Source organism: Variovorax sp. Soil_C_17 (assembly GCF_057657265.1).
Genome location: NZ_JBDGIT010000001.1, coordinates 469,905 through 489,753, shown reverse-complemented (window position 1 = coordinate 489,753; position 19,849 = coordinate 469,905). Strand labels below are relative to the sequence as shown.

The 19,849-nt window shown below is 67.5% G+C and carries 22 protein-coding genes and 1 pseudogene; 7 read left to right on the top strand and 16 right to left on the bottom strand.

The genetic code is table 11. From position 1 onward, the window contains the following. Positions 1-43: 43 nt before the first annotated feature. The 9 genes and pseudogenes from AC3A6Y_RS02290 to sucC all read right to left on the bottom strand — a co-directional run bounded on the left by AC3A6Y_RS02290 (position 44) and on the right by sucC (position 5,909). Complete coding sequence (locus tag AC3A6Y_RS02290; RefSeq protein ID WP_487866608.1) at positions 44-853, bottom strand: 3',5'-cyclic-nucleotide phosphodiesterase; 810 nt, start codon at positions 851-853, stop codon at positions 44-46. Between the two features lie 18 nt (positions 854-871). Beyond that, positions 872-1,075 (bottom strand): hypothetical protein, encoded by a 204-nt coding sequence (locus AC3A6Y_RS02285; protein WP_487866607.1) that lies wholly within the window; start codon positions 1,073-1,075, stop codon positions 872-874. Between the two features lie 163 nt (positions 1,076-1,238). Next, a pseudogene (locus AC3A6Y_RS02280) lies at positions 1,239-1,289 on the bottom strand (hypothetical protein); the annotation flags it as partial. Further along, positions 1,286-1,462, bottom strand: a complete 177-nt coding sequence (locus AC3A6Y_RS02275) for a hypothetical protein (RefSeq protein ID WP_487866606.1) — start codon at positions 1,460-1,462, stop codon at positions 1,286-1,288. The pseudogene AC3A6Y_RS02280 and the gene AC3A6Y_RS02275, both read right to left, overlap by 4 nt. A gap of 39 nt (positions 1,463-1,501) precedes the next feature. Beyond that, positions 1,502-2,155, bottom strand: a complete 654-nt coding sequence (locus tag AC3A6Y_RS02270) for an FHA domain-containing protein (RefSeq protein WP_487866605.1) — start codon at positions 2,153-2,155, stop codon at positions 1,502-1,504. 53 nt (positions 2,156-2,208) lie between these two features. After that, positions 2,209-3,033, bottom strand: coding sequence for a Stp1/IreP family PP2C-type Ser/Thr phosphatase (locus tag AC3A6Y_RS02265; RefSeq protein ID WP_487866604.1), 825 nt, complete (start codon positions 3,031-3,033; stop codon positions 2,209-2,211). Positions 3,034-3,066: 33 nt separating this feature from the next. Then, positions 3,067-3,750 (bottom strand): TerC family protein, encoded by a 684-nt coding sequence (locus tag AC3A6Y_RS02260; RefSeq protein ID WP_487866603.1) that lies wholly within the window; start codon positions 3,748-3,750, stop codon positions 3,067-3,069. Between the two features lie 89 nt (positions 3,751-3,839). After that, entirely contained in the window at positions 3,840-4,733 is an 894-nt protein-coding gene (gene sucD / locus AC3A6Y_RS02255; RefSeq protein WP_487866602.1) for a succinate--CoA ligase subunit alpha, read from the bottom strand. Positions 4,734-4,742: 9 nt separating this feature from the next. Continuing rightward, positions 4,743-5,909 carry an ADP-forming succinate--CoA ligase subunit beta gene (gene sucC, locus AC3A6Y_RS02250; protein ID WP_487866601.1) on the bottom strand — a complete coding sequence of 389 codons (1,167 nt, stop codon included), beginning with the start codon at positions 5,907-5,909 and terminating at the stop codon, positions 4,743-4,745. A 203-nt stretch (positions 5,910-6,112) separates the two neighbouring features. On the opposite strand from sucC, the gene argC reads away from it, so the two are divergent. Next, positions 6,113-7,042: an N-acetyl-gamma-glutamyl-phosphate reductase gene (argC, locus tag AC3A6Y_RS02245; RefSeq protein WP_487866600.1), complete on the top strand. Its 930-nt coding sequence runs from the start codon at positions 6,113-6,115 to the stop codon at positions 7,040-7,042. Between the two features lie 21 nt (positions 7,043-7,063). Here argC and recX read toward each other — a convergent pair whose 3' ends face one another. Continuing rightward, the gene (recX, locus tag AC3A6Y_RS02240) at positions 7,064-7,513 is read right to left on the bottom strand and encodes a recombination regulator RecX (RefSeq protein WP_487866599.1); all 450 of its coding nucleotides are present in this window, start codon (positions 7,511-7,513) and stop codon (positions 7,064-7,066) included. A 9-nt stretch (positions 7,514-7,522) separates the two neighbouring features. Next, positions 7,523-8,590, bottom strand: a complete 1,068-nt coding sequence (recA, locus tag AC3A6Y_RS02235; RefSeq protein WP_487866598.1) for a recombinase RecA — start codon at positions 8,588-8,590, stop codon at positions 7,523-7,525. Between the two features lie 148 nt (positions 8,591-8,738). Here recA and AC3A6Y_RS02230 point away from each other — a divergent pair, with 148 nt between their 5' ends. From AC3A6Y_RS02230 to AC3A6Y_RS02220, 3 genes are read left to right on the top strand one after another with little or no spacing between them, the layout of a single operon-like run. After that, the gene (locus AC3A6Y_RS02230) at positions 8,739-9,224 is read left to right on the top strand and encodes a MarR family winged helix-turn-helix transcriptional regulator (RefSeq protein WP_487866597.1); all 486 of its coding nucleotides are present in this window, start codon (positions 8,739-8,741) and stop codon (positions 9,222-9,224) included. 60 nt (positions 9,225-9,284) lie between these two features. Next, complete coding sequence (locus tag AC3A6Y_RS02225; RefSeq protein WP_106556183.1) at positions 9,285-9,956, top strand: response regulator; 672 nt, start codon at positions 9,285-9,287, stop codon at positions 9,954-9,956. A 19-nt stretch (positions 9,957-9,975) separates the two neighbouring features. Further along, complete coding sequence (locus AC3A6Y_RS02220; protein WP_487866596.1) at positions 9,976-11,424, top strand: sensor histidine kinase N-terminal domain-containing protein; 1,449 nt, start codon at positions 9,976-9,978, stop codon at positions 11,422-11,424. A 40-nt stretch (positions 11,425-11,464) separates the two neighbouring features. Here the strand turns inward: AC3A6Y_RS02220 and AC3A6Y_RS02215 are convergent, their stop codons facing one another. The 3 genes from AC3A6Y_RS02215 to AC3A6Y_RS02205 are packed head-to-tail and all read right to left on the bottom strand — an operon-like array spanning position 11,465 to position 13,007. Next, on the bottom strand, positions 11,465-11,662 hold the full coding sequence (locus AC3A6Y_RS02215) for a sporulation protein (protein ID WP_487866595.1): 198 nt from the start codon (positions 11,660-11,662) through the stop codon (positions 11,465-11,467). A gap of 2 nt (positions 11,663-11,664) precedes the next feature. Beyond that, complete coding sequence (locus AC3A6Y_RS02210; RefSeq protein WP_487866594.1) at positions 11,665-12,462, bottom strand: biotin--[acetyl-CoA-carboxylase] ligase; 798 nt, start codon at positions 12,460-12,462, stop codon at positions 11,665-11,667. 2 nt (positions 12,463-12,464) lie between these two features. Further along, entirely contained in the window at positions 12,465-13,007 is a 543-nt protein-coding gene (locus AC3A6Y_RS02205; protein ID WP_487866593.1) for an SET domain-containing protein, read from the bottom strand. Positions 13,008-13,181: 174 nt separating this feature from the next. On the opposite strand from AC3A6Y_RS02205, the gene AC3A6Y_RS02200 reads away from it, so the two are divergent. Continuing rightward, positions 13,182-16,094 (top strand): DNA topoisomerase III, encoded by a 2,913-nt coding sequence (locus AC3A6Y_RS02200; protein WP_487866592.1) that lies wholly within the window; start codon positions 13,182-13,184, stop codon positions 16,092-16,094. Positions 16,095-16,109: 15 nt separating this feature from the next. Then, positions 16,110-16,292 carry a hypothetical protein gene (locus AC3A6Y_RS02195; protein WP_487866591.1) on the top strand — a complete coding sequence of 61 codons (183 nt, stop codon included), beginning with the start codon at positions 16,110-16,112 and terminating at the stop codon, positions 16,290-16,292. A 10-nt stretch (positions 16,293-16,302) separates the two neighbouring features. Here the strand turns inward: AC3A6Y_RS02195 and AC3A6Y_RS02190 are convergent, their stop codons facing one another. Next, on the bottom strand, positions 16,303-17,184 hold the full coding sequence (locus AC3A6Y_RS02190; protein WP_487866590.1) for a gamma-glutamyl-gamma-aminobutyrate hydrolase family protein: 882 nt from the start codon (positions 17,182-17,184) through the stop codon (positions 16,303-16,305). A gap of 169 nt (positions 17,185-17,353) precedes the next feature. On the opposite strand from AC3A6Y_RS02190, the gene AC3A6Y_RS02185 reads away from it, so the two are divergent. Continuing rightward, positions 17,354-18,412, top strand: coding sequence for a sugar phosphate isomerase/epimerase family protein (locus AC3A6Y_RS02185; RefSeq protein WP_487866589.1), 1,059 nt, complete (start codon positions 17,354-17,356; stop codon positions 18,410-18,412). Position 18,413: 1 nt separating this feature from the next. Here the strand turns inward: AC3A6Y_RS02185 and AC3A6Y_RS02180 are convergent, their stop codons facing one another. Continuing rightward, on the bottom strand, positions 18,414-19,472 hold the full coding sequence (locus AC3A6Y_RS02180) for a S1C family serine protease (protein ID WP_487866588.1): 1,059 nt from the start codon (positions 19,470-19,472) through the stop codon (positions 18,414-18,416). Positions 19,473-19,849 lie beyond the last annotated feature (377 nt).

The window sequence follows — 19,849 nt, the reverse complement described above, 5'->3', positions numbered from 1 at the left end:
GGCACAGCGGCTGACAAATTTTGTCACTCCCCGACGCTCCGAGTCAGACCTGCAGCACCCCCGCCGCCTCCAGCCACCGAATGTCCCACCCTCGTCCGCCCCCGTGCATCTGGGACCCATCCGCCAGCGCAGCGATCTGGCTCATGATCTCCTCCGTCTCCGCCGGCTTGGTATGCGTGATGTAGATGGGGTAGCCCTTATCTTCCGCAATGTGCGCCAATTCATCTGCCAGGGTCGCCGGCGACAGATGCAGGCTCCGCCTTGCCAGCGCCTGCTCCCGATTGCTGAACGCCGTCTCGATGACCAGCATCGCGACATCCAGCTGATTCACTCGCCGCCAGAACGCCGGATTCCGCTCGGTGTCCCCGCTGAAAACCCAGTGCGGGCCGCCCTTGGCGCAGCGCACCGCGTACCCGCAGGCCGGGACCGTGTGAACAGCCGGCAATACCTCGATGTTCTTGAGGGCCTGCGTTCCCAGTTGCAGCTCCTGCCCGACCACGATGTCGTGGAAGCTCACGAAGGGCGCCTCCAGGCTCGGAATGCTCGAAAAATCCGGCCAGATCACGTTGTTGAACACATGGGCCCGCAGCGCCTCGATGGTCGCGCGCAAGGCATGCACGCGCAGCGGCTTGTTGCGGCGGCTGGCCACCGCGTCCAGCATGAGCGGGAGGGCGGCCACGTGGTCGAGGTGGGAATGGGTGAGCACCACGTCGTCGATGGCGCCCATCTCGTCGAGGCTCAGGTCGCCCACGCCGGTGCCGGCGTCGACCAGCAGGTCGCTGTCGACCAGGAACGAGGTCGTGCGGCAGTCCTTGGCGATGGCGCCCGAGCACCCCAACACGCGCACCTGCATTTGCGAGACCCTCTATTTCTATTTGCTGTCGAACCGGGTTGCGCCGTCCCAGTCGGGGTCCTTGGCCTGCAACGCCAGCGAGGCTAAACGCTCGGCATACAGCCGGTAAAGGACTTTTTTGGCATCGGCGGCAAGCAGAGGGGCCCAGCAGGTCTTGCGCTTGATGCCAATCCTGCGCGCGGTAGGCAGCCAGTGTACGAGCCCAGCGCGCGAGCGCCTCATGCGACCCCTCTGCCGCATCGCCCTTCCGTCCCAGTGGCGTGAAGATGCGCACCGCCTGCGCCTTGCCCTCGACGCGCACGAGGTCGAGCTCCTGCCAGGCGAATTCCGGGGCCGCGCCTTGCATCAACTCGTCCGTGAGGCGCGCCAGCTTGTCTCGGCTCCAGGGCCATTGGCCGAGCTGCTGCAGGCTGGGCTCGTCGATGTCGACGATCACGATGCGGGGGCGAGCGTGCCCGGCATGGTGGCGCGCAGCCGGGCGTCGTAGATGAACTGGTCCAGCCGAACCAGCAGGGGGAGGCGGCAGACGCCGGCGGCGTGCAGCAGCGCCAGGCGCAAGGGCAGCAGGGTGATGGCGATGCGGGCGCCGTGTCGCCGCAGTCCGTTCATGGGGGCGGGCGGGCGCGGCAGCGCTCGCGCTTCACGCGCTCAGCTGGCGACGAACTGCATCCGCGTGCCGCCGAGCTCGAGCACGTCGCCGTCCTGCAGGGCGACGGCCTCGTTGCCCAGGGGCTCGCCATTGAGGGCCGTGCCGCCGTCGATCGGTGCCACCACGTAGCCGTGCAAGCGCCGTGTCACGGCTGCGACGGCGACCCCGGGCTTGCCGATGGTGGTGACGACCTTCTGCAGCGAGAGCTCGCGTCCGGCGCCGCTGCCCGAGAGCACGCGAATCACGGCCACGCCCGTGGAGCCGCCCAGCGGCGTGTGGACCGTGGGTGCGGAAGACAGGGGAATGGGCTCCGAAGACGCAGCCATGAGGGCCGGACCATGCCCCGTGGCGCCTTCGTTCGCACCGCCGCCCACCAGGTAACGGATCTTGTACTTGCCGACCTCGATCACGTCGTTGTGCTCGAGCGCCTGCTTCTTGACGGCACGCCCGTTGACGTAGGTGCCGTTGGTGCTGTTGAGGTCTTCCAGGTAGACATCGCCGCCGATCATGTGCAACACGGCATGCTCGCCGCTGATGGCGAGGTTGTCGATCACGATGTCGTTGTAGGGCCGCCGGCCCATCGTGGTGCGGTCCTTGGCGAGCGTCACTTCCTTGATGACGACACCGTCGATCGAAACGATCATTTTCGGCATGGCCGACTCCTGGATCTCATTTGTTGTATCACGGCGGTCACCTGCAGTGAATGCTAGCCCGAGCCTGGCGATCCGGATGCCTGCGCCGCGTCGCTCGAACCGGCCCTGGCCAGGACGACGGAGATGTTGTCCTTGCCGCCATTCTCGTTCGCGGTTGCAACCAAAAGTGTTGCTTTCTCAGATAGCCCCGTCTCTTGTAACAAAATCGTGAAAAGCTGCCCATCGGGCACCATTTCGCTCAGGCCATCGGAACATAGCAGGAAAACGTCTCCCGCCTTCACGTTGTGCTCGTGCATTTCGAGTTCGACATGGCGTTCGATCCCCAGTGCCCGCGTCACCAAATTGCGATGCGGCGACAGGCTGGCCTGCTCGGGCGTGATGGCGCCTGCATCGAGCTGCTCCTGCAGCAGGGAATGGTCGCGGGTGAGCAGTTCCAGCTTGTCCTGCCGCAGGCGGTAGCAGCGGGAGTCGCCGATGTGGCCGATGATCGCGCGCCGTGGGCCGAAGGCGGCCAGCACGAGCGTGGTGCCCATGCCCTGCAACTGGAGGTTGGCGACGCCGGCTTCCAGGATTGCGGTGTTGGCTTCGTCGGTGCCGGCCTGCAGGGCGCGCCGCACCGCCCGGGGGTTGGCGTTCGGCCCCGCGTGAGCGAGCCAGCGGCCGAAGCTGGCCTGCAGCAGCGCGACGGCCATGCCGCTGGCGACCTCGCCGCCGTTGTAACCGCCCATGCCGTCGGCCAGCAGCACGAGGCCCAGATCAGGGTCGTAGGCGATCGTGTCCTCGTTGTTGGCGCGCACCCGGCCGGGGTCCGTGAGGGCCGCGAAATCCCAGGCGAGCGAGTCGGTGTCGGGGGAAACGGATGCGCCTAGGTTCGCCATGAATCAGTCAAATAGGGGGTCGGAGGGGCGCGATCATTGCACGGCCGAGGCCGCGCGCCGCCGCTGCCACCTGTCGTAGGCGACGACGAAGAGGGCACCGGCCGCCGCGCCGGCGTCGTGGAGCCAGGGGGTGGCCGCCAGCACGCCGCTCAGGGCAAGGTCGCTCACGATGGTCTCGCCGCCGACCCAGCCGATCAGGGCGGCGCCGAGCATGATGATGATGGGGAAGCGCTCCATGACCTTGATCATCAGGGTACTGCCGAAGATCACCAACGGGATGCTGATGGCCAGGCCCAGCGCCAGCAGCACCATGCTGCCCCGCGCCGCCGCTGCGACGGCGATCACGTTGTCCAGGCTCATCACCAGGTCGGCCAAGAGGATGGTCCGCACCGCGCCGAACATGCTGCCGTACTGCTTCTCCTCGCCGTCGTCTTCGTGCTCATCCCCGAGCAACTGCACGCCGATCCACAGCAGCAGCGCGCCGCCCAGGATCTGCAGGTAGGGCAGTGCCAGCAGCTTGGCGGCGACGACAGTCAGCGCGATCCGCAGCACCACGGCGGCGCCCGAGCCCAAGATCACAGCCTTGTTCTGCTGTGCAGGTGGCAACGAGCGGGCGGCCATCGCGATCACCACCGCGTTGTCCCCGGAAAGAATGATGTTGATCCAGACAATCTTGACGAGCCCAATCCAGAAGTCGGCAGTTTGCAAATAATCCATGCCTCTTTTCCACTGTCATGTATTGAAAAAGCGCCCGCAACGTGAATTGCGAGCGCTTTTCTTCTGGCGTGGACGGGAGCGCAGCGGCCTTAGATCTGTGCCTTGAGAAGTTTGCCGAGCTCCGAGAAGTTGCGAGTGATCTTGAAGCCGCTTTCTTCCATGATCGCGAGCTTGGCTTCCGCCGTGTCCGCGCCGCCCGAGATCAGAGCGCCCGCATGGCCCATGCGCTTGCCCGGGGGGGCGGTCACGCCGGCGATGAAGCCGACCACCGGCTTCTTCATGTGCTCCTTGCACCAGCGTGCGGCATCGGCCTCGTCAGGGCCGCCAATCTCGCCGATCATGATCACGGCGTCGGTTTCGGGATCGTCGTTGAAGGCCTTCATCACGTCGATGTGCTTCAGGCCATTGATCGGGTCGCCGCCAATGCCCACGGCGCTGGACTGGCCCAGACCGATCTCGGTGAGTTGCGCGACCGCTTCATAGGTCAGCGTGCCGGAGCGGCTGACCACGCCGATGCGGCCCTTGCGGTGGATGTGGCCGGGCATGATGCCGATCTTGATCTCGTCGGGCGTGATCAGGCCGGGGCAGTTGGGGCCGAGCAGCAGCGTTTCCTTGCCGCCTGCGGCGACCTTGGCCTTCATCCTGTTGCGCACTTCGAGCATGTCCCGCACCGGAATGCCCTCGGTGATGCAGATGGCCATGTCGAGGTCTGCCTCCGCGGCTTCCCAGATGGCGGCGGCGGCGCCGGCCGGCGGCACGTAGATGACGGAGACGGTGGCGCCGGTCTGCGTGGCGGCTTCCTTCACGGAGCCGAAGATCGGGATGTTGAAGATCGACTCGCCGGCCTTCTTCGGATTGACGCCGGCCACGAAGCAGTTCTTGCCGTTCGCGTATTCCTGGCACTTCTCGGTGTGGAACTGGCCGGTCTTGCCGGTGATGCCCTGGGTGATGACTTTGGTGTCTTTGTTGATGTAGATCGACATGTCGTTTCCTTAGGCTTTCTTGACTGCCGCCACGACCTTCTGGGCCGCTTCCGCCATGGTGTCCGCGCTGATGATGGGCAGGCCCGAATCGGCCAGCAGCTTCTTGCCTTCGACTTCGTTGGTGCCTTTCATGCGCACCACCAGCGGCACCTGCAGGTTGACCGCCTTGCAGGCCGCGATCACGCCGGTGGCAATGGTGTCGCACTTCATGATGCCGCCGAAGATGTTGACGAGGATGGCCTCGACGTTCTTGTTCTTCAGCATGATCTTGAAGGCTTCGGTGACCTTCTCGGGGGTGGCGCCGCCACCCACGTCGAGGAAGTTGGCCGGCTCGCCGCCGAAGAGCTTGATGGTGTCCATGGTGGCCATCGCGAGGCCGGCGCCGTTCACCAAGCAACCGATGTTGCCGTCGAGGCTGATGTAGGCCAGGTCGAACTTGCTGGCTTCGACTTCGGCGGCGTCTTCCTCGTCGAGGTCGCGCAGGGCCACGATCTCGGGGTGGCGGAACAGCGCGTTGCTGTCGAAGTTGAACTTGGCGTCCAGCGCAACGATATTGCCCTTGCTGTCGCGATTGAGGGGGTTGATCTCCACCAGGGACGCGTCGGTCTCCATGTAGCAGGTGTAGAGCTTCTTGAAGACGTCCACCGCTTGGGCGGTCGAGTCGGCCGGGATGCCGATGCCGTCGGCGATCTGCCGGGCCTGCGCGTCGGTCAGGCCGTCCTTGGGATCGGCGAAAACGGTGATGATCTTCTCGGGCGAGGAATGCGCCACTTCCTCGATGTCCATGCCGCCTTCGCTGGACGCGATGAAGGCCACCTTTTGCGTCGCGCGGTCGGTCACGGCCGAGACGTAGTATTCCTTCTGGATATCGGCGCCGTCCTCGATGTAGAGACGGCGGACCTTCTGGCCTTCGGGGCCGGTCTGGTGGGTCTTGAGCTGCATGCCGAGGATGTCGCCGGCGAGCTTCTTGACGTCGTCGATGCTCTTGGCGACCTTCACGCCGCCGCCCTTGCCGCGGCCGCCCGCATGGATCTGGGCCTTGACCACCCACACGGGGCCGCCGAGTTTCTGGGCGGCCTCGACCGCCTCCTGGACCGTGTATGCCGGGATGCCTCGCGGCACAGGCACGCCGAACTTGGCAAGAATTTCCTTGCCTTGGTACTCGTGAATCTTCATGAGGGTGTCTCTCGGGGACGAGGGGTTGGGGAACGGGAGATTTCGTGTTGCCCTCGGGCCACGGCGCGCGGGGGTGGCCGGGCGGAGGACAGCAGGCGACTGTATCATGGTGCGCCGCACCAACGGCGAGCGGCCGCTGCGGTCACTACGTAGTTTCTTCTTACGCCCTTTCCCGGTTTCCCCGGCAATCCGAGGCTTCCAACATGCCCAAGATCTTCATCGACGGCGAGGCCGGCACCACCGGCCTCCAGATCCGCGAGCGGCTGCAGAAGATGCCGCAGGTCGAGCTCGTGAGCATCGCGCCCGAGCTGCGCAAGGATGTGGCCGCCAAGCGCGAGCTGATGGCCGGCGTCGACCTGGTGGTGCTGTGCCTGCACGACGATGCGGCGCGCGAGTCCGTGGCGCTCATCGACCAGCTCGAAGGCCAGGGCCGCCGCCCCAAGATCATCGATGCCTCCACCGCCCACCGCACGGCCGCCGGCTGGGTGTTCGGCTTCCCCGAGCTGGTGGCCGGCCAGAAGGACGCGGTGGCCAAGGCCGATCGCGTGGCCAACCCCGGCTGCTACGCAACCGGCGCCATCGCCATCGTCCGCCCGCTGGTCGATGCCGGCCTGCTGCCCGCCGACCACGCCATCGCGCTGCCTTCCGTCAGCGGCTACTCCGGCGGAGGCCGCACCATGATCGAGGCGTACGAGAAGGGCGAGGCACCGCCGTTCGAGACCTATGCCCTGGGCCTCAAGCACAAGCACATCCCCGAGATCATGAAGTACACGGGCCTGACCCGCCGGCCCGTGTTCATCCCCTCGGTGGGCAACTTCAGGCAGGGCATGCTGGTGCAGTTGCCGCTGCATCTGGACGAGCTGCCCGGCAAGCCCAAGGCCGGCGACCTGCAGGAGGCGCTGGCGGCGCACTACGCGAAGAGCAACACGCCGCAGCAGTTCGTGAAGGTGCTGCCGCCGACCGAAGACGGCAAGCTCGACGCACTGGGCCTCAACGACACCAACAACCTGGAGATCCGCGTGTTCCCGAACGAGGACCACCGCCATGCGGTCGTCATCGCCCGGCTGGACAACCTGGGCAAGGGCGCCAGCGGCGCGGCGGTGCAAAACCTCGAGCTGATGCTGGGGCTCTGAGCCCGCTGCGGCGAGGCCGGCTCAGAGCTCGAAGTCGTCCCGCAGCACCTTCGCAACCACACCGGCGGCGAAGCCGCGCGCCAGCATGAAGCGCATCTGCTTCGCGCGCTCGGCCGCATCCTGCGGCGGCGTGCCGAAGCGCTGCTGCCAGACCTCGCGGGCCCGCTGGAGCTCGCTGCCCGCCAGCGCGGCCATTGCCTCGGCCACCGCCTCGGGTGCAATGCCCTTGTGCAGCAGCTCCTGCCGCACGCGCGCCGCGCCGTGACGGCTTGCGCGCTGGTGCAGCACCGACTGCACCACCCTGGCCTCGCTGATGAAGTCCTTGGCGGCCAGCTCGTCGAGCGCGCGCGCCAGCGTGCCGGGCTCTTCCTCGTACTTGGCCAGCTTTCGTTCGAGCTCGCTGCGGGAATGTTCGCGCTGGCCGAGCAGGCGCAGGGCGCGGCCCTTGAGGGAAGGAGCGCTGGAGGCCATCACCGGTGATCAGCCCCCGGAAGCGGCCTCGCCCGCATCCTCGGGCAGGAGCGGAATGCCCAGCGACTCGCGCACCTTGTTTTCGATCTCGCGCGAGAGCGACGGGTTTTCGCGCAGGAATTCGCGCGCGTTGTCGCGGCCCTGCCCGATCTTCTCGCCGTTGTAGGCGTACCAGGCGCCTGACTTGTCGACGATCTTGGCGGCCACGCCCATGTCGATGATCTCGCCCTCGCGGCTGATGCCCTCGCCGAACAGGATGTCGAACTCGGCTGTCTTGAAGGGCGGCGACACCTTGTTTTTCACCACCTTGACCTTGGTCTCGTTGCCGATCGCCTCGTCGCCCTTCTTGATGGTGCCGATGCGGCGGATGTCCAGGCGCACCGAGGCGTAGAACTTCAGCGCATTGCCGCCGGTGGTGGTTTCGGGCGAGCCGAACATCACGCCGATCTTCATGCGGATCTGGTTGATGAAGATGACCATGCAGTTGGTCTTCTTGATGGTGGCGGTGAGCTTGCGCAGCGCCTGGCTCATGAGCCGCGCCTGCAGGCCGGGCAGCGAGTCGCCCATCTCGCCCTCGATTTCGGCCTTGGGCGTGAGCGCGGCGACCGAGTCGACGACGATCAGGTCGACTGCGCCCGAGCGCACCAGCGAATCGACGATCTCGAGGGCCTGCTCGCCGGTGTCGGGCTGGCTGATCAGCAGATCGGACAGGTTCACGCCCAGCTTCTGCGCGTACTGCACGTCCAATGCATGCTCGGCATCGACGAAGGCGCAAGTGCCGGCCTGCTTCTGCATCTGGGCGATGACCTGCAGCGTGAGCGTGGTCTTGCCCGAGGATTCGGGACCGTAGATCTCGATCACGCGGCCGCGCGGCAGGCCGCCGACGCCGAGGGCGATGTCCAGGCCCAGCGAGCCGGTGGAAACCACCTGGATGTCCTCCAGCGCCTCGCCCTCGCCCAGCCGCATGATGGTGCCCTTGCCGAACTGCTTCTCGATCTGGGCCAGAGCGGCCTGGAGGGCCTTGGCTTTTTCGGTGTTGGCGCCGGCGATGCTGGTGCCCTTGACGACTGCGTCCATGCGGAAAATCTCCTGGAGGATCAATGGGTTGTAGAGGGATTCATCCAAGCTGCTTTTAACAACAGCCTGGATGCCTGAACAGTAGTGTAGAGGCCGATAGGTCGGAGTAAACCCATTTTTTGGTCAGCTTGGCTTACTATCGGCGGCCGTGACGGACCCCGCATTCTCGATCGACCCCGACGCTTGGCGTCAGACCCATCTGGGCCGCCTGCTGGGCCATGCCATGCGCCGTTTCGACGAGCGCGTGCTGGCCCTGATGGCGCACGACGCCGACGTGCCGCTCGCGCTGTCCAACCTCGCAGCGCGCGCGCAGGTGAGCGCCGCCCACATCCACATCACGCGCCACCTGGCGCGAGAGGGCTCGCGGCTGACCGAGCTGGCCGAGCGCGCCGGCATGACCAAGCAGGCCATGGGAAAGCTGGTCGACCAGTGCGAGGCCTGGGGCCTGGTGACGCGCGGCCCCGATACGCATGACGCCCGCGCCCGGCGCGTGCTGTTCACCGCCGACGGCCTGGCCTGGCTGGAGGCTTTCCGCAAGGCGGTGGCGCAGGCCGAGGGCGAGTTCCGCGCGAGCGTCGGGGACGAGATCGCCACCGTGGTTTCCATCGGGCTCGAAGCCTATGCGGCCGCCTAGAATCCGAAACGGGAGACGGCCCGGCGGCCCGCGCAAGCCCGCCATCTCTGGAGACGCGGCATGCGAATACTGATTGCGGAAGACGACCAGGTGCTGGCCGATGCGCTGCTGCGCAGCCTGCGCACCTCGGGCTCGGCGGTGGACCACGTGGCCACCGGCTCGCAAGCCGACGCCGCGCTGATGACCAACAGCGAATTCGACCTGCTGATCCTCGATCTCGGCCTGCCCAACATGCACGGCCTCGAGATCCTCAAGCGCCTGCGCGCGCGCGGCTCGCAGCTGCCGGTGCTGGTGCTGACCGCGGCCGACAGCGTGGAGGAGCGCGTCAAGGGCCTGGACTACGGCGCCGACGACTACATGGCCAAGCCCTTCTCTCTGCAGGAGCTCGAGGCGCGCGTGCGCGCGCTCACGCGGCGCGGCATGGGCGCGACCAGCAATTCCATCAAGCACGGCCCGCTGGTCTACGACCAGGCCGGCCGGGTGGCAACCATCGACGGCAAGATGATCGAGCTGTCGGCGCGCGAGCTGGGCCTGCTGGAGGTGCTGCTGCAGCGCGCCGGGAGGCTGGTGAGCAAGGACCAGCTGGTCGAGCGCCTGTGCGAGTGGGGCGAGGAGGTGAGCCTCAACGCGATCGAGGTCTACATCCACCGCCTGCGCAAGAAGATCGAGAAGGGTCCGATCCACATCGCCACGGTGCGCGGCCTCGGCTACTGCCTCGAAAAGATCCCCTGATCCGTTTTCAAAGCGCTCGGTGAAGCTCTTCCAGCGCGCGCAGCGCTCCCTTTTCGGCGAGATCCTCGATTGGATGCTCACGCCGCTCCTGCTGCTGGTGCCGGTGAGCATCGGCGTGACCTGGCTGGTGGCCCAGGGCATCGCCAACGCGCCCTTCGATCGCACGCTCGAATACAACATCCGCGCGTTGGCGAAGGAGGTGGACGTGACGCCGGACCGCGAGCCCTTCGTGTTGACCCCCTCGGCACGCGAGATCCTGCGCGCCCACGACACGGACCACATCTACTTCCAGCTGAAGAACGGCGACGGACAAGTTCTCGCCGGCGATCGCGACGTACCGGAGCCCAATACCGAGGAGGTGCCCGCGCCGGGCGTGGTCTACCTGCACAACGGCGAGATGCACGGCCAACCGGTGCGCGTCGCCTCGCTGTGGATCGCCGGCCCGTCGACCGAGTCGCCGCCGGCCCTGCTGCAGCTGGCCGAGACGCGCGAGAAGCAGTCGGTGCTGGCGGGCGAGATCATCAAGGGCGTGCTGCTGCCGCAGTTCGCGATCCTGCCGCTGGCGGTGCTGCTGATCTGGCTGGCGCTGGTGCGCGGCATCAAGCCCCTGTCGGTGATCGAGGCCCGCATCCGCGAACGCCGCCCCGGCGATCTGAGCCCGCTGGACGAATCGCTGGTGCCGCTGGAGGTGGTGCCGCTGGTGCTGTCGGTCAACGATCTGCTGAACAAGCTCAGCGACTCCATCGGCACGCAGAAGCGCTTCCTGGCCGACGCGGCGCACCAGCTCAAGACCCCGCTGGCCGGGCTGCGCATGCAGGCCGACCTGGCGCAGCGCGAGGGCGCCAATGCCGACGAGCTCAAGCAGTCGCTCAAGCAGATCGGCCGGGCGAGCATGCGCGCGACGCACACGGTCAACCAGCTGCTGTCGCTCGCGCGCGCCGAGGGCAGCGGCGCCGCCGTGGCACGCCAGCCCTGCGACCTGGCCAAGCTCACCATCGAGGTGGTGCGCGAAGCCGTGCCGCGCGCCATCGAGAAGCGCATCGACCTGGGTTACGACGGGGCGGAAGCGGGCGCGCCGGGCGTGGTGCTGGAAGGCAATGCCACGTTGCTGAAGGAGCTGGTGCGCAACCTGGTCGACAACGCCATCAACTACACGCCCTCGGTGCCCGGGCGCCCGGGCGTGATCACCGCGCGCGTGCTGGGAGACCCCTTCGGCCGGATCATCGTGCTGCAGGTGGAGGACAACGGCCCGGGCATTCCCGAGAACGAGCGCGAGTTGGTGTTCGAGCCGTTCTACCGCGTGCTGGGCAACGAGGCCGACGGGTCGGGCCTGGGCCTGCCGATCGTGCTCGAGATCGCGCGGCAGCACCATGCGACCGTGCAGCTGGAAGACGCCCATCCAGGCCAGCAGCCGCCGGGCGCACGCTTCAGCCTGCGCTTCGACGCCAATGGGCAGGCGGATGATTAGCGGACCCTGCCAGCCAATTCGGATCGACTGCGACGGTCCACTAGGGCTTGGTGGCCGCCGCGCCCTCGTCCTTGCGGATCTGCAGCAACTGTGGCCGGATCTGCTGCTTCAGCCGCTCCGGCTCGCTCTGGCCCAGGCGCGCAGGCACGGTGCCGAACATCGCGAGCCCGCCGCGGGCCCACGCGAAGTAGATCAGGTTCGCCAACAGCAGGAGGACGACGAGCGCACGCAGCCGCATGATCAGCCGTTCGACGGCGCCGGCCGCACGCTGACCTCGGCGCTGGTGATGGTCTTCACGCCCGCGGGCGTCTGCACCAGCAGCTCGCCGCCCCAGCCGACACCGGTACAGCGGCCCGTGGTGCCGTCGCTCAGCTGCACCTCGCGGCCGCGCAGGGTGTCGCGGGCGGCGAAGCGCTCGGCGAAGGGCACGAAACCCCGCTCGCCGAACAGCAGCACATGCGCCACCAGCGGCGGCACGATCTCGCGCAGCACCCGGGGTGCGGAAGCGTCGGGCCGCCATTGCGCGAGCCATGCCGGCGGAGTGCTCATGCCCGTGGCCTCGCGGGCGCCGATGTTGAGGCCGATGCCGATCACCAGGTAGCGCTCGGCCGCGCCGTCCTGGGGCAGCGCAGTCTCGATCAGGATGCCGCCGAGCTTGCGGTCCTCGACCCACAGGTCATTGGGCCACTTGAGCGCGATGCGCGCCTCGTTCGAAGGGTCCAGGCTCTCCGCCACGCTGACGCCGACCGCGAGCGAGAGCCCCGACCAGTCCCGGGGCATCAGCGGCAGGCCCAGCGAGAAGGTCAGCGAGGCGGGCTCGCCCGCGTCCTGCGCGCTCTGCCAGGCCCGTCCCATGCGCCCGCGGCCGGCGGTCTGGCGCTTGGCGACCAGCAGCACCGGCTGCGCACGGCCCTCGCGGGCGCGCCGCATCAGCTCGCTGCTGGTCGAATCGATCTCGTCGACGACCTCGACCGCCAGGCGCGGCAGCAGCGGAGCCACGGCGGCGGCGATGTCGTCTTCGAACCAGGGGGCGGCCATGGTCAGTGCCTGTCGTCCTTCTTCTTGGCCTTCTTGTCCTTCTTGGCCTTTTTCTTCTTCTTGTCCTTCTTTTCGTCGTCCTTGGGCGCGAGCAGGGTGCCTCGGCACTGGTCGGAGCCGCACCAGCAGGGGAAGTCGGCCTTCAGCTTCTTGGTGTAGGGCTCGTCGATGATCAGGCCGTAGTCGTAGCTGAGCTCCTCGCCCGCCGCGATGTTGCGCAGCGCCTTGATGAAGACGCGCCCCTTGTCCTCGTCGGCCTCGCAGTTGGGCTCGCAGGAGTGGTTGATCCAGCGCGCGGCGTTGCCCTTGACTCCACCATCGATCACACGCCCGTCATCGATGTGGAAGTAGAAGGTGTGATTGGGCTGGGAGGGGTCGTGCGGATGGCGCCTGAGCGCCTCTTTCCAGGTGATGAGCTCGCCCTTGTACTCGATCAGCGTCTCGCCCTCCGCGATGTCCTGGACGGCGAATACGCCGTTGCCGTGGACACCGGAGCGGCGCGTCTGGATGCGGCGCCCGCCGTTTGTGGGGGATTTGGAAGCCATCGCCGAAGTCTGTTAGTTTGAATATGTACGCATGCGCGTGCGCGTGCGCACGCGAGAAGCCGCAGATTGTAGATGTGGCCCCCACGCTCCGCACTGCGTGTCGTCGCTGCCCCCCGAGGGGGCCGCAGGCCGCCTTGGGGCGGCCCGGCGTCGGCCTGATATGAGGAACTGTTGATGAAGACTTTGGTAATTGCAGAGAAGCCGTCGGTGGCGCAGGACATCGTGCGCGCGCTCACGCCGGTGGCCGGCAAGTTCGACAAGCACGAGGAACATTTCGAGAACGAGCAGTACGTGGTGACCAGTGCGGTCGGCCACCTGGTGGAGATCCAGGCGCCGGAGGAGTTCGACGTCAAGCGCGGCAAGTGGAGCTTCGCCAACCTGCCGGTGATCCCGCCGCATTTCGACCTGAAGCCGGTCGACAAAACCAAGACCCGCCTGAACGCCGTGGTGAAGCAGGCCAAGCGCAAGGACGTGGGCCAGCTGATCAACGCCTGCGACGCAGGCCGCGAGGGCGAGCTGATCTTCCGCCTGATCGAGCAGTACGCGGGCGGCAAGGCGCCCCTGGGCAAGCCGGTCAGGCGCCTGTGGCTGCAGTCGATGACGCCGCAGGCGATCCGCGAAGGCTTCGAGCAGCTGCGCACCGAGCAGCAGATGAAGGGCCTGGCCGACGCCGCGCGCTCGCGCTCGGAGGCCGACTGGCTGGTCGGCATCAACGGCACCCGCGCCATGACCGCCTTCAACTCGCGCGACGGCGGCTTCTTCCTCACCACGGTGGGGCGGGTGCAGACGCCCACGCTGTCGGTGGTGGTCGAACGCGAGGAGAAAATCCGCAAGTTCGTGAGCCGCGACTACTGGGAAGTGCATGGCAGCTTCCTGGCCGAGGCGGGCACCTACCCGGGCAAGTGGTTCGACCCGACCTGGAAGAAGCCACCGCCCGGGCCCGACGGCCTGGCCGATCCCGAGCAGCGCGCCGATCGCGTCTGGAACGAACGCGAGGCCAGGGAGATCGCCGAGGCCGCACGCGGCAAGCCGGCCAGCGTCACCGAGGAAAGCAAGCCCACCACCACGGCCTCGCCCCTCCTGTTCGACCTGACCTCGCTGCAGCGCGAAGCCAACAGCCGCTTCGGCTTCAGCGCCAAGACCACGCTCGCACTGGCGCAAAGCCTCTACGAGCGCCACAAGGCGCTGACCTACCCTCGCACCGACTCGCGCGCTCTGCCCGAAGACTACCTGCCGGTGGTCAAGCAGACCCTCGGCATGCTGGCCAACAGCGGCATGAAGCACCTCGCGCCCTTCGCCAGGCAGGCGCTGGACGACAACTACGTGAAGCCTTCGAAGCGCGTCTTCGACAACGCCAAGGTCAGCGACCACTTTGCGATCATTCCCACCCTGCAGGCGCCCAGCGGCTTGTCGGATGCCGAGCAGAAGCTCTACGACTTCGTGGTGCGGCGCTTCCTTTCGGTGTTCTTTCCGAGCGCCGAGTACCAGGTGACCACGCGCATCAGCACGGTCGAGCAGGGCGGCAAGAAGTACCCCTTCCGTACCGACGGCAAGGTGCTGGTCAAGCCGGGCTGGCTCGCCATCTACGGCAAGGAAGCCCAGGACGACGAGAAGGAAGACGACAAGGACGGCAAGCGCCTCGTGCCGGTCAAGCCCGGCGAGATCGTGCAGGTCGAATCGGCGGAGCTCAAGGCCCTCAAGACCCGCCCGCCGGCGCGCTACTCCGAAGCCACGCTGCTCGGCGCCATGGAAGGCGCCGGCAAGACCATCGACGACGACGAGCTGCGCGAGGCGATGCAGGAAAAGGGCCTGGGCACGCCCGCCACGCGCGCCGCGATCATCGAAGGCCTGTTGGCCGAGAAGTACATCCACCGCGAAGGCCGCGAGCTGATCCCCACCGCCAAGGCCTTCCAGCTGATGACGCTGTTGCGCGGCCTGGGGGTGGAGGAGCTGTCCAAGGCCGAGCTCACCGGCGAGTGGGAATACAAGCTCGCGCAGATGGAGCACGGCAAGCTCAGCCGGGCGGCCTTCATGCGCGAGATCGCCGAGATGACGGAGCACATCGTCAAGAAGGCCAAGGAATACGACCGCGACACCGTGCCCGGCGACTACGCAACGCTCGCCACGCCCTGCCCCAACTGCGGCGGCGTGGTGCGCGAGAACTACCGCCGCTATGCCTGCACCGGAAAGCCCGGCCAGGAGGGCTGCGGCTTCTCCTTCGGCAAGTCGCCGGCCGGCCGCACCTTCGAGGTGGTGGAGGCCGAGCAGCTGGTGCGCGACAAGCACATCGGCCCGCTGGAGGGCTTCCGCTCCAAGGCCGGCTGGCCCTTCACCTCGGAGATCATCCTCAAGTACGACGAGGAGGCGAAGAACTGGAAGCTGGAGTTCGACTTCGGTGACGACAAGAATGGCGAGACCGGCGAGATCGTCGATTTCAGCGACCAGCATCCGCTCGGCCCCTGCCCGAAATGCGGCGCGCGCGTGTTCGAGAACGCCAGCAACTATGTCTGCGAGAAGTCCGTGCCCACCGATGCCCAGCCCACGCCCAGCTGCGACTTCAAGACCGGCAAGATCATCCTGCAGCAGCCGGTGGAGCGCGCGCAGATCGAAAAGCTGCTGGCCACCGGCAAGACCGACCTGCTCGACAAGTTCGTCTCCATGCGCACGCGCCGGCCCTTCAAGGCCTTCCTGGCCTGGAATGCGGAGGAGGGCAAGGTGAGCTTCGAGTTCGAGCCGCGCGACAGCAAGTTCCCGGCGCGCAAGAGCTTTGCCAAGTCCGCGCCGGCGGCCGCGAAGAAGGCCGCTGCACCGGCCAAGGCGAAGGCGCCCGCGGCGAAGAAGGCCGCCGCGCGCAAGCCCGCGGCCGGCCTGAAACCCAGCGATGCACTGGCCGCGGTGATCGGCGCGGAACCCGTGGCGCGCACCGAAGTCATCAAGAAGCTGTGGGACTACATCAAGGCCCATGGGCTGCAGGATGCGGCCAACAAGCGGGCCATCAATGCCGACGCCAAGCTCAAGCCGGTGTTCGGCAAGGACCAGGTGACGATGTTCGAGATCGCCGGTATCGTGGGCAAGCACCTGAGCTGACGAAAGGAAAAGCCAGTGAAGAGACTTGTTTTCGCCTTGTGCCTCGTTACAGCGCTGGGCGCCGTCGCGGGCTGCGCCTCGTCGCCTGCGCCCGCCGCCGGCGAGCGTCCCACCATCGGCAGCAGCAGCGGCGTGACGGTGTTCGGCACCATCGACGCGGCCGTCAGCGGCACGCGCAACCGGTCCTCGCGCGACTAGCGCCGCCGTCCTAGCGCATCAGCAGCGCCTGCCGCAGCAGCCGCGCCGCACGGTTGCGGATGCGGCCCGGGGCGGTGCGCAGCGGGCCCCTCGGGCTCACCTTCGCGGTCGCGCACGCCCATAGGAAGTCTTCCAGGATCGGTGTGTCGTCCACCGTCTCGGTGCTGCCGTACTTGTGGAATTCCGGATGCCACTGCGTGGCGGCGATGTAGCTGCGCCCGCGCCCGTCCTTGCGGCGGATGGCTTCGGGCACGCGGTCGGGGATGCTCCAGGCCTCGACCTCGAAGCCGGGCGCCAGGTCCTTCACGCCCTGGTGGTGGATGCTGTTGACCCGGGCGCGCTGCATGCCCGGATAGAGCTTCGCCAGCCGCGAGCCGGGGGCGATGCCGATCTCGTGGAAGTTCTGGTCGTAGGTCACCGGGTCGCGGTGCCGCAGCGCATTGGGATGCTGCGCCTCGATGTCCTGGTAAAGCGTGCCGCCGAAGGCCACGTTGATGAGCTGCAGGCCGCGGCAGACGCCGAAAATGGGCTTGCCGGCTTCTTCGAAGGCCTCGACCAGTGCGAGGTCGTACAGGTCGCGGACGCGGTCGCCGACCCAGGCGTCCTTCAGCGGCACCTCGCCGTAGCTGCCGGGCCAGACGTCGGCGCCACCATGCATCACCACCCCGTCCAGCCATTCCGCGTAGTGCGAGAGCTTGGTGTCGCCGCGCGCCGTCTCGCCGGTGGGGCAGGGCACCATGACCACCATGGCACCGGCCGACATCAGCCAGTGGGTGATCGATTGCTCGACGTACTGCAGCGTCTTGTTGGTGAACAGCGATCGCGCCGGGTCGGCGTGGGAAAAACAGGCGGACAAGCCGATCTTCAATCGGCCGGAAACGGTTTGTGGCATCGCGATCAAGGCGCCGTGCTGGGCCGCACGCCTTCGGTAACGGTACAAGCATTGTGAAACGTTCCAAAGCCCCTCGCAGTGGACAGCACACCCCGGCGCTGCGTCGGACAGTGCCGCAGGGATAGGATCGTCCTCTTTGGCGTGCGACTCGACACACAGGAGTGACCGAATGAAGACCATCCAGGGCCCGGCCATCTTTCTGGCCCAGTTCGCGGGCGATGCCGCTCCGTTCAACTCGCTCGACGCCATCGCCGGCTGGGCTGCGGGGCTGGGCTACAAGGGCGTGCAGATCCCCAGTTGGGACGCCCGTCTCTTCGACTTGCGCCTGGCGGCGGACAGCAAGACCTACTGCGAGGAGGTGCAGGGCACGCTGGCGCGGCATGGCATCCGGATCACCGAGCTGTCGACGCACCTGCAGGGGCAGCTGGTGGCCGTGCACCCGGCCTACGACGCGGGCTTCGACGGCTTCGCGGCGCCCGAGGTGCGCAACGACCCTGTCAAGCGCCAGGCCTGGGCGGTGGAGCAGCTGCACCTGGCGGCCAGAGCCTCGTCGAACCTCGGGCTCACGGCGCACGCCACCTTCTCGGGGGCGCTGGCCTGGCCCTACTTCTACTCGTGGCCGCCGCGCCCGCCGGGCCTGATCGAGGAGGCCTTCGACGAGCTGGCGCGGCGCTGGCTGCCGATCCTCAATGCGTTCGACGATGCCGGCGTCGATGTCTGCTACGAGATCCACCCGGGCGAAGACCTGCACGACGGCGTCAGCTACGAGATGTTCCTCGAGCGCGTGGGCCAGCACCCGCGCGCCTGCCTGCTCTACGACCCCAGCCACTTCGTGCTGCAGCAGCTCGATTACCTGGCCTACATCGACCATTACCACGAGCGCATCAAGATCTTCCACGTGAAGGATGCGGAGTTCAATCCGACCGGCAAGCAGGGCGTCTACGGCGGCTTTCAGCCGTGGCTCGGCCGGGCCGGCCGCTTCCGCTCCCTGGGCGACGGCCAGGTCGACTTCGGGGCCATCTTCTCGAAGATGGCGGCCTACGACTTCCCCGGCTGGGCCGTGCTGGAATGGGAGTGCTGCCTCAAGCATCCGGAGGACGGGGCGCGCGAGGGCGCGCTGTTCATTGCCGACCACATCATCCGCGTGGCCGACCGCGCCTTCGACGACTTCGCGGCCGGCGGCATCGACATTGCTGCCAACCGCAGGGTGCTGGGCATTCCGGGCTGAGTCAGATCCCCGCCGGCTTGCGCAGCGTCTTCATGCGGTCCACCGCATGGATGCGCACTTTGCGCGTCTCGGAGCCCTGCTGCACCGTGAGCTCGACCTCGGCGTCGGGTGCGGGCCGCTTCCAGAGCTGCTTGTAGAAGGCCTCCAGCGTGGCGACCTGGATGCCATCCACCTCCAGCACCACGTCACCCGGCTGGAGCCCGGCGGCCAGCGCAGGCCCCTGGCGGTCGACCCGCACGATCTGCACGTGCCCGTCGCGCTCCGAGGACGAGAGGCCCAGCCAGGGCCGGACGCTGGCGCGCGTGCGGCCGGTGGCCTGCATCTCGTCCAGCACCGGACGCAGCAGCTCGACCGGCACGAACATGTTGCCCGGGATCACCCGCTGTTCCTGGCCCTCTGCCGCCTTTTCGAGCACGAACAGGCTGCCGATGCCCAGCAGCTCGCCCTGGCGGTTGAAGAGCGGTGCCCCGCTGTGATTGGGAACCGGCGGACTCGTGAAGAGGGCCGACTCGATGTGGTACTCCCAATAGCCCGAGAAGGGCCGCACGGCCAGCAGCCGGGTGAAGCCCACCTCGGTGCCGTTGCTGGTGCCGGTGGCGACCAGCAGGGGCTCGCCCGGCGCCAGGCCGCTCACGCCCGCGAAGGGCACCGGCGTGATGCCGCGCAAGGGCACCAGCGGCCGCAGCAGTCCGAAGCCGGTCGCCAGGTCGTAGGCGACCTGGCGCGCGGGCAGGGTGCGGTCGTCCTGCGTGATGACCTCGATGGTCTCGGCCTCGAGCAGGAGATAGCCGATGGTGAGGATCAGCCCGTCGGGCCCGATCACCACGCCTGAGCCGGAGCGCCGCACACCCAGGCTGTCGGCCGAAGTGGCACCCTCGGTCACGGTGACGCGCAGGGCGACCACCGCGTCGCCCGCACGCTGCAGGGCTTGAACCTGGACCTGGGCATCGGGCCGGGGTGGCGAGGCGGCCAGGACCAGCGGGATGGCGGCGAGCAGGAGCAGCCAGAAGATCCCGGCAACCAGCATCTGGAGCCGGCGGGACGATGCTCGATCTTTCATGGCCGCGCTCCTTGGAACGATGGTTCATGCGATGGTGCGCCGCGGGCCGGGCGCTCGCAAGCGCCTCTCGCGATGTCGCCGGCGGCCATGGGCTTTGGTCCCGGCTGCTGCGGGTCGAGCAACAGTCGTGCCAGTCCGGTTAGAATGCGGGGTTCGCTTCGATAGTCGACGAAGCACTTCGTCACTCCCCGGCCGACCTGGGTTCCTCAGGCTCTCTTTCGGCCGGCTCACGCAGTGTGTTGGTGCGCCAGGCCGGGTGCCCATGAATGCCGCCACTGCCTTCGTACTCCATTGAAGCGAATAGAGCGCGCTGTCCGCTCCGGTGGGCGCCATATCCGGCGGGCCCGCGCCCTTCTCACTGTTTTCGGCGCAAGGCG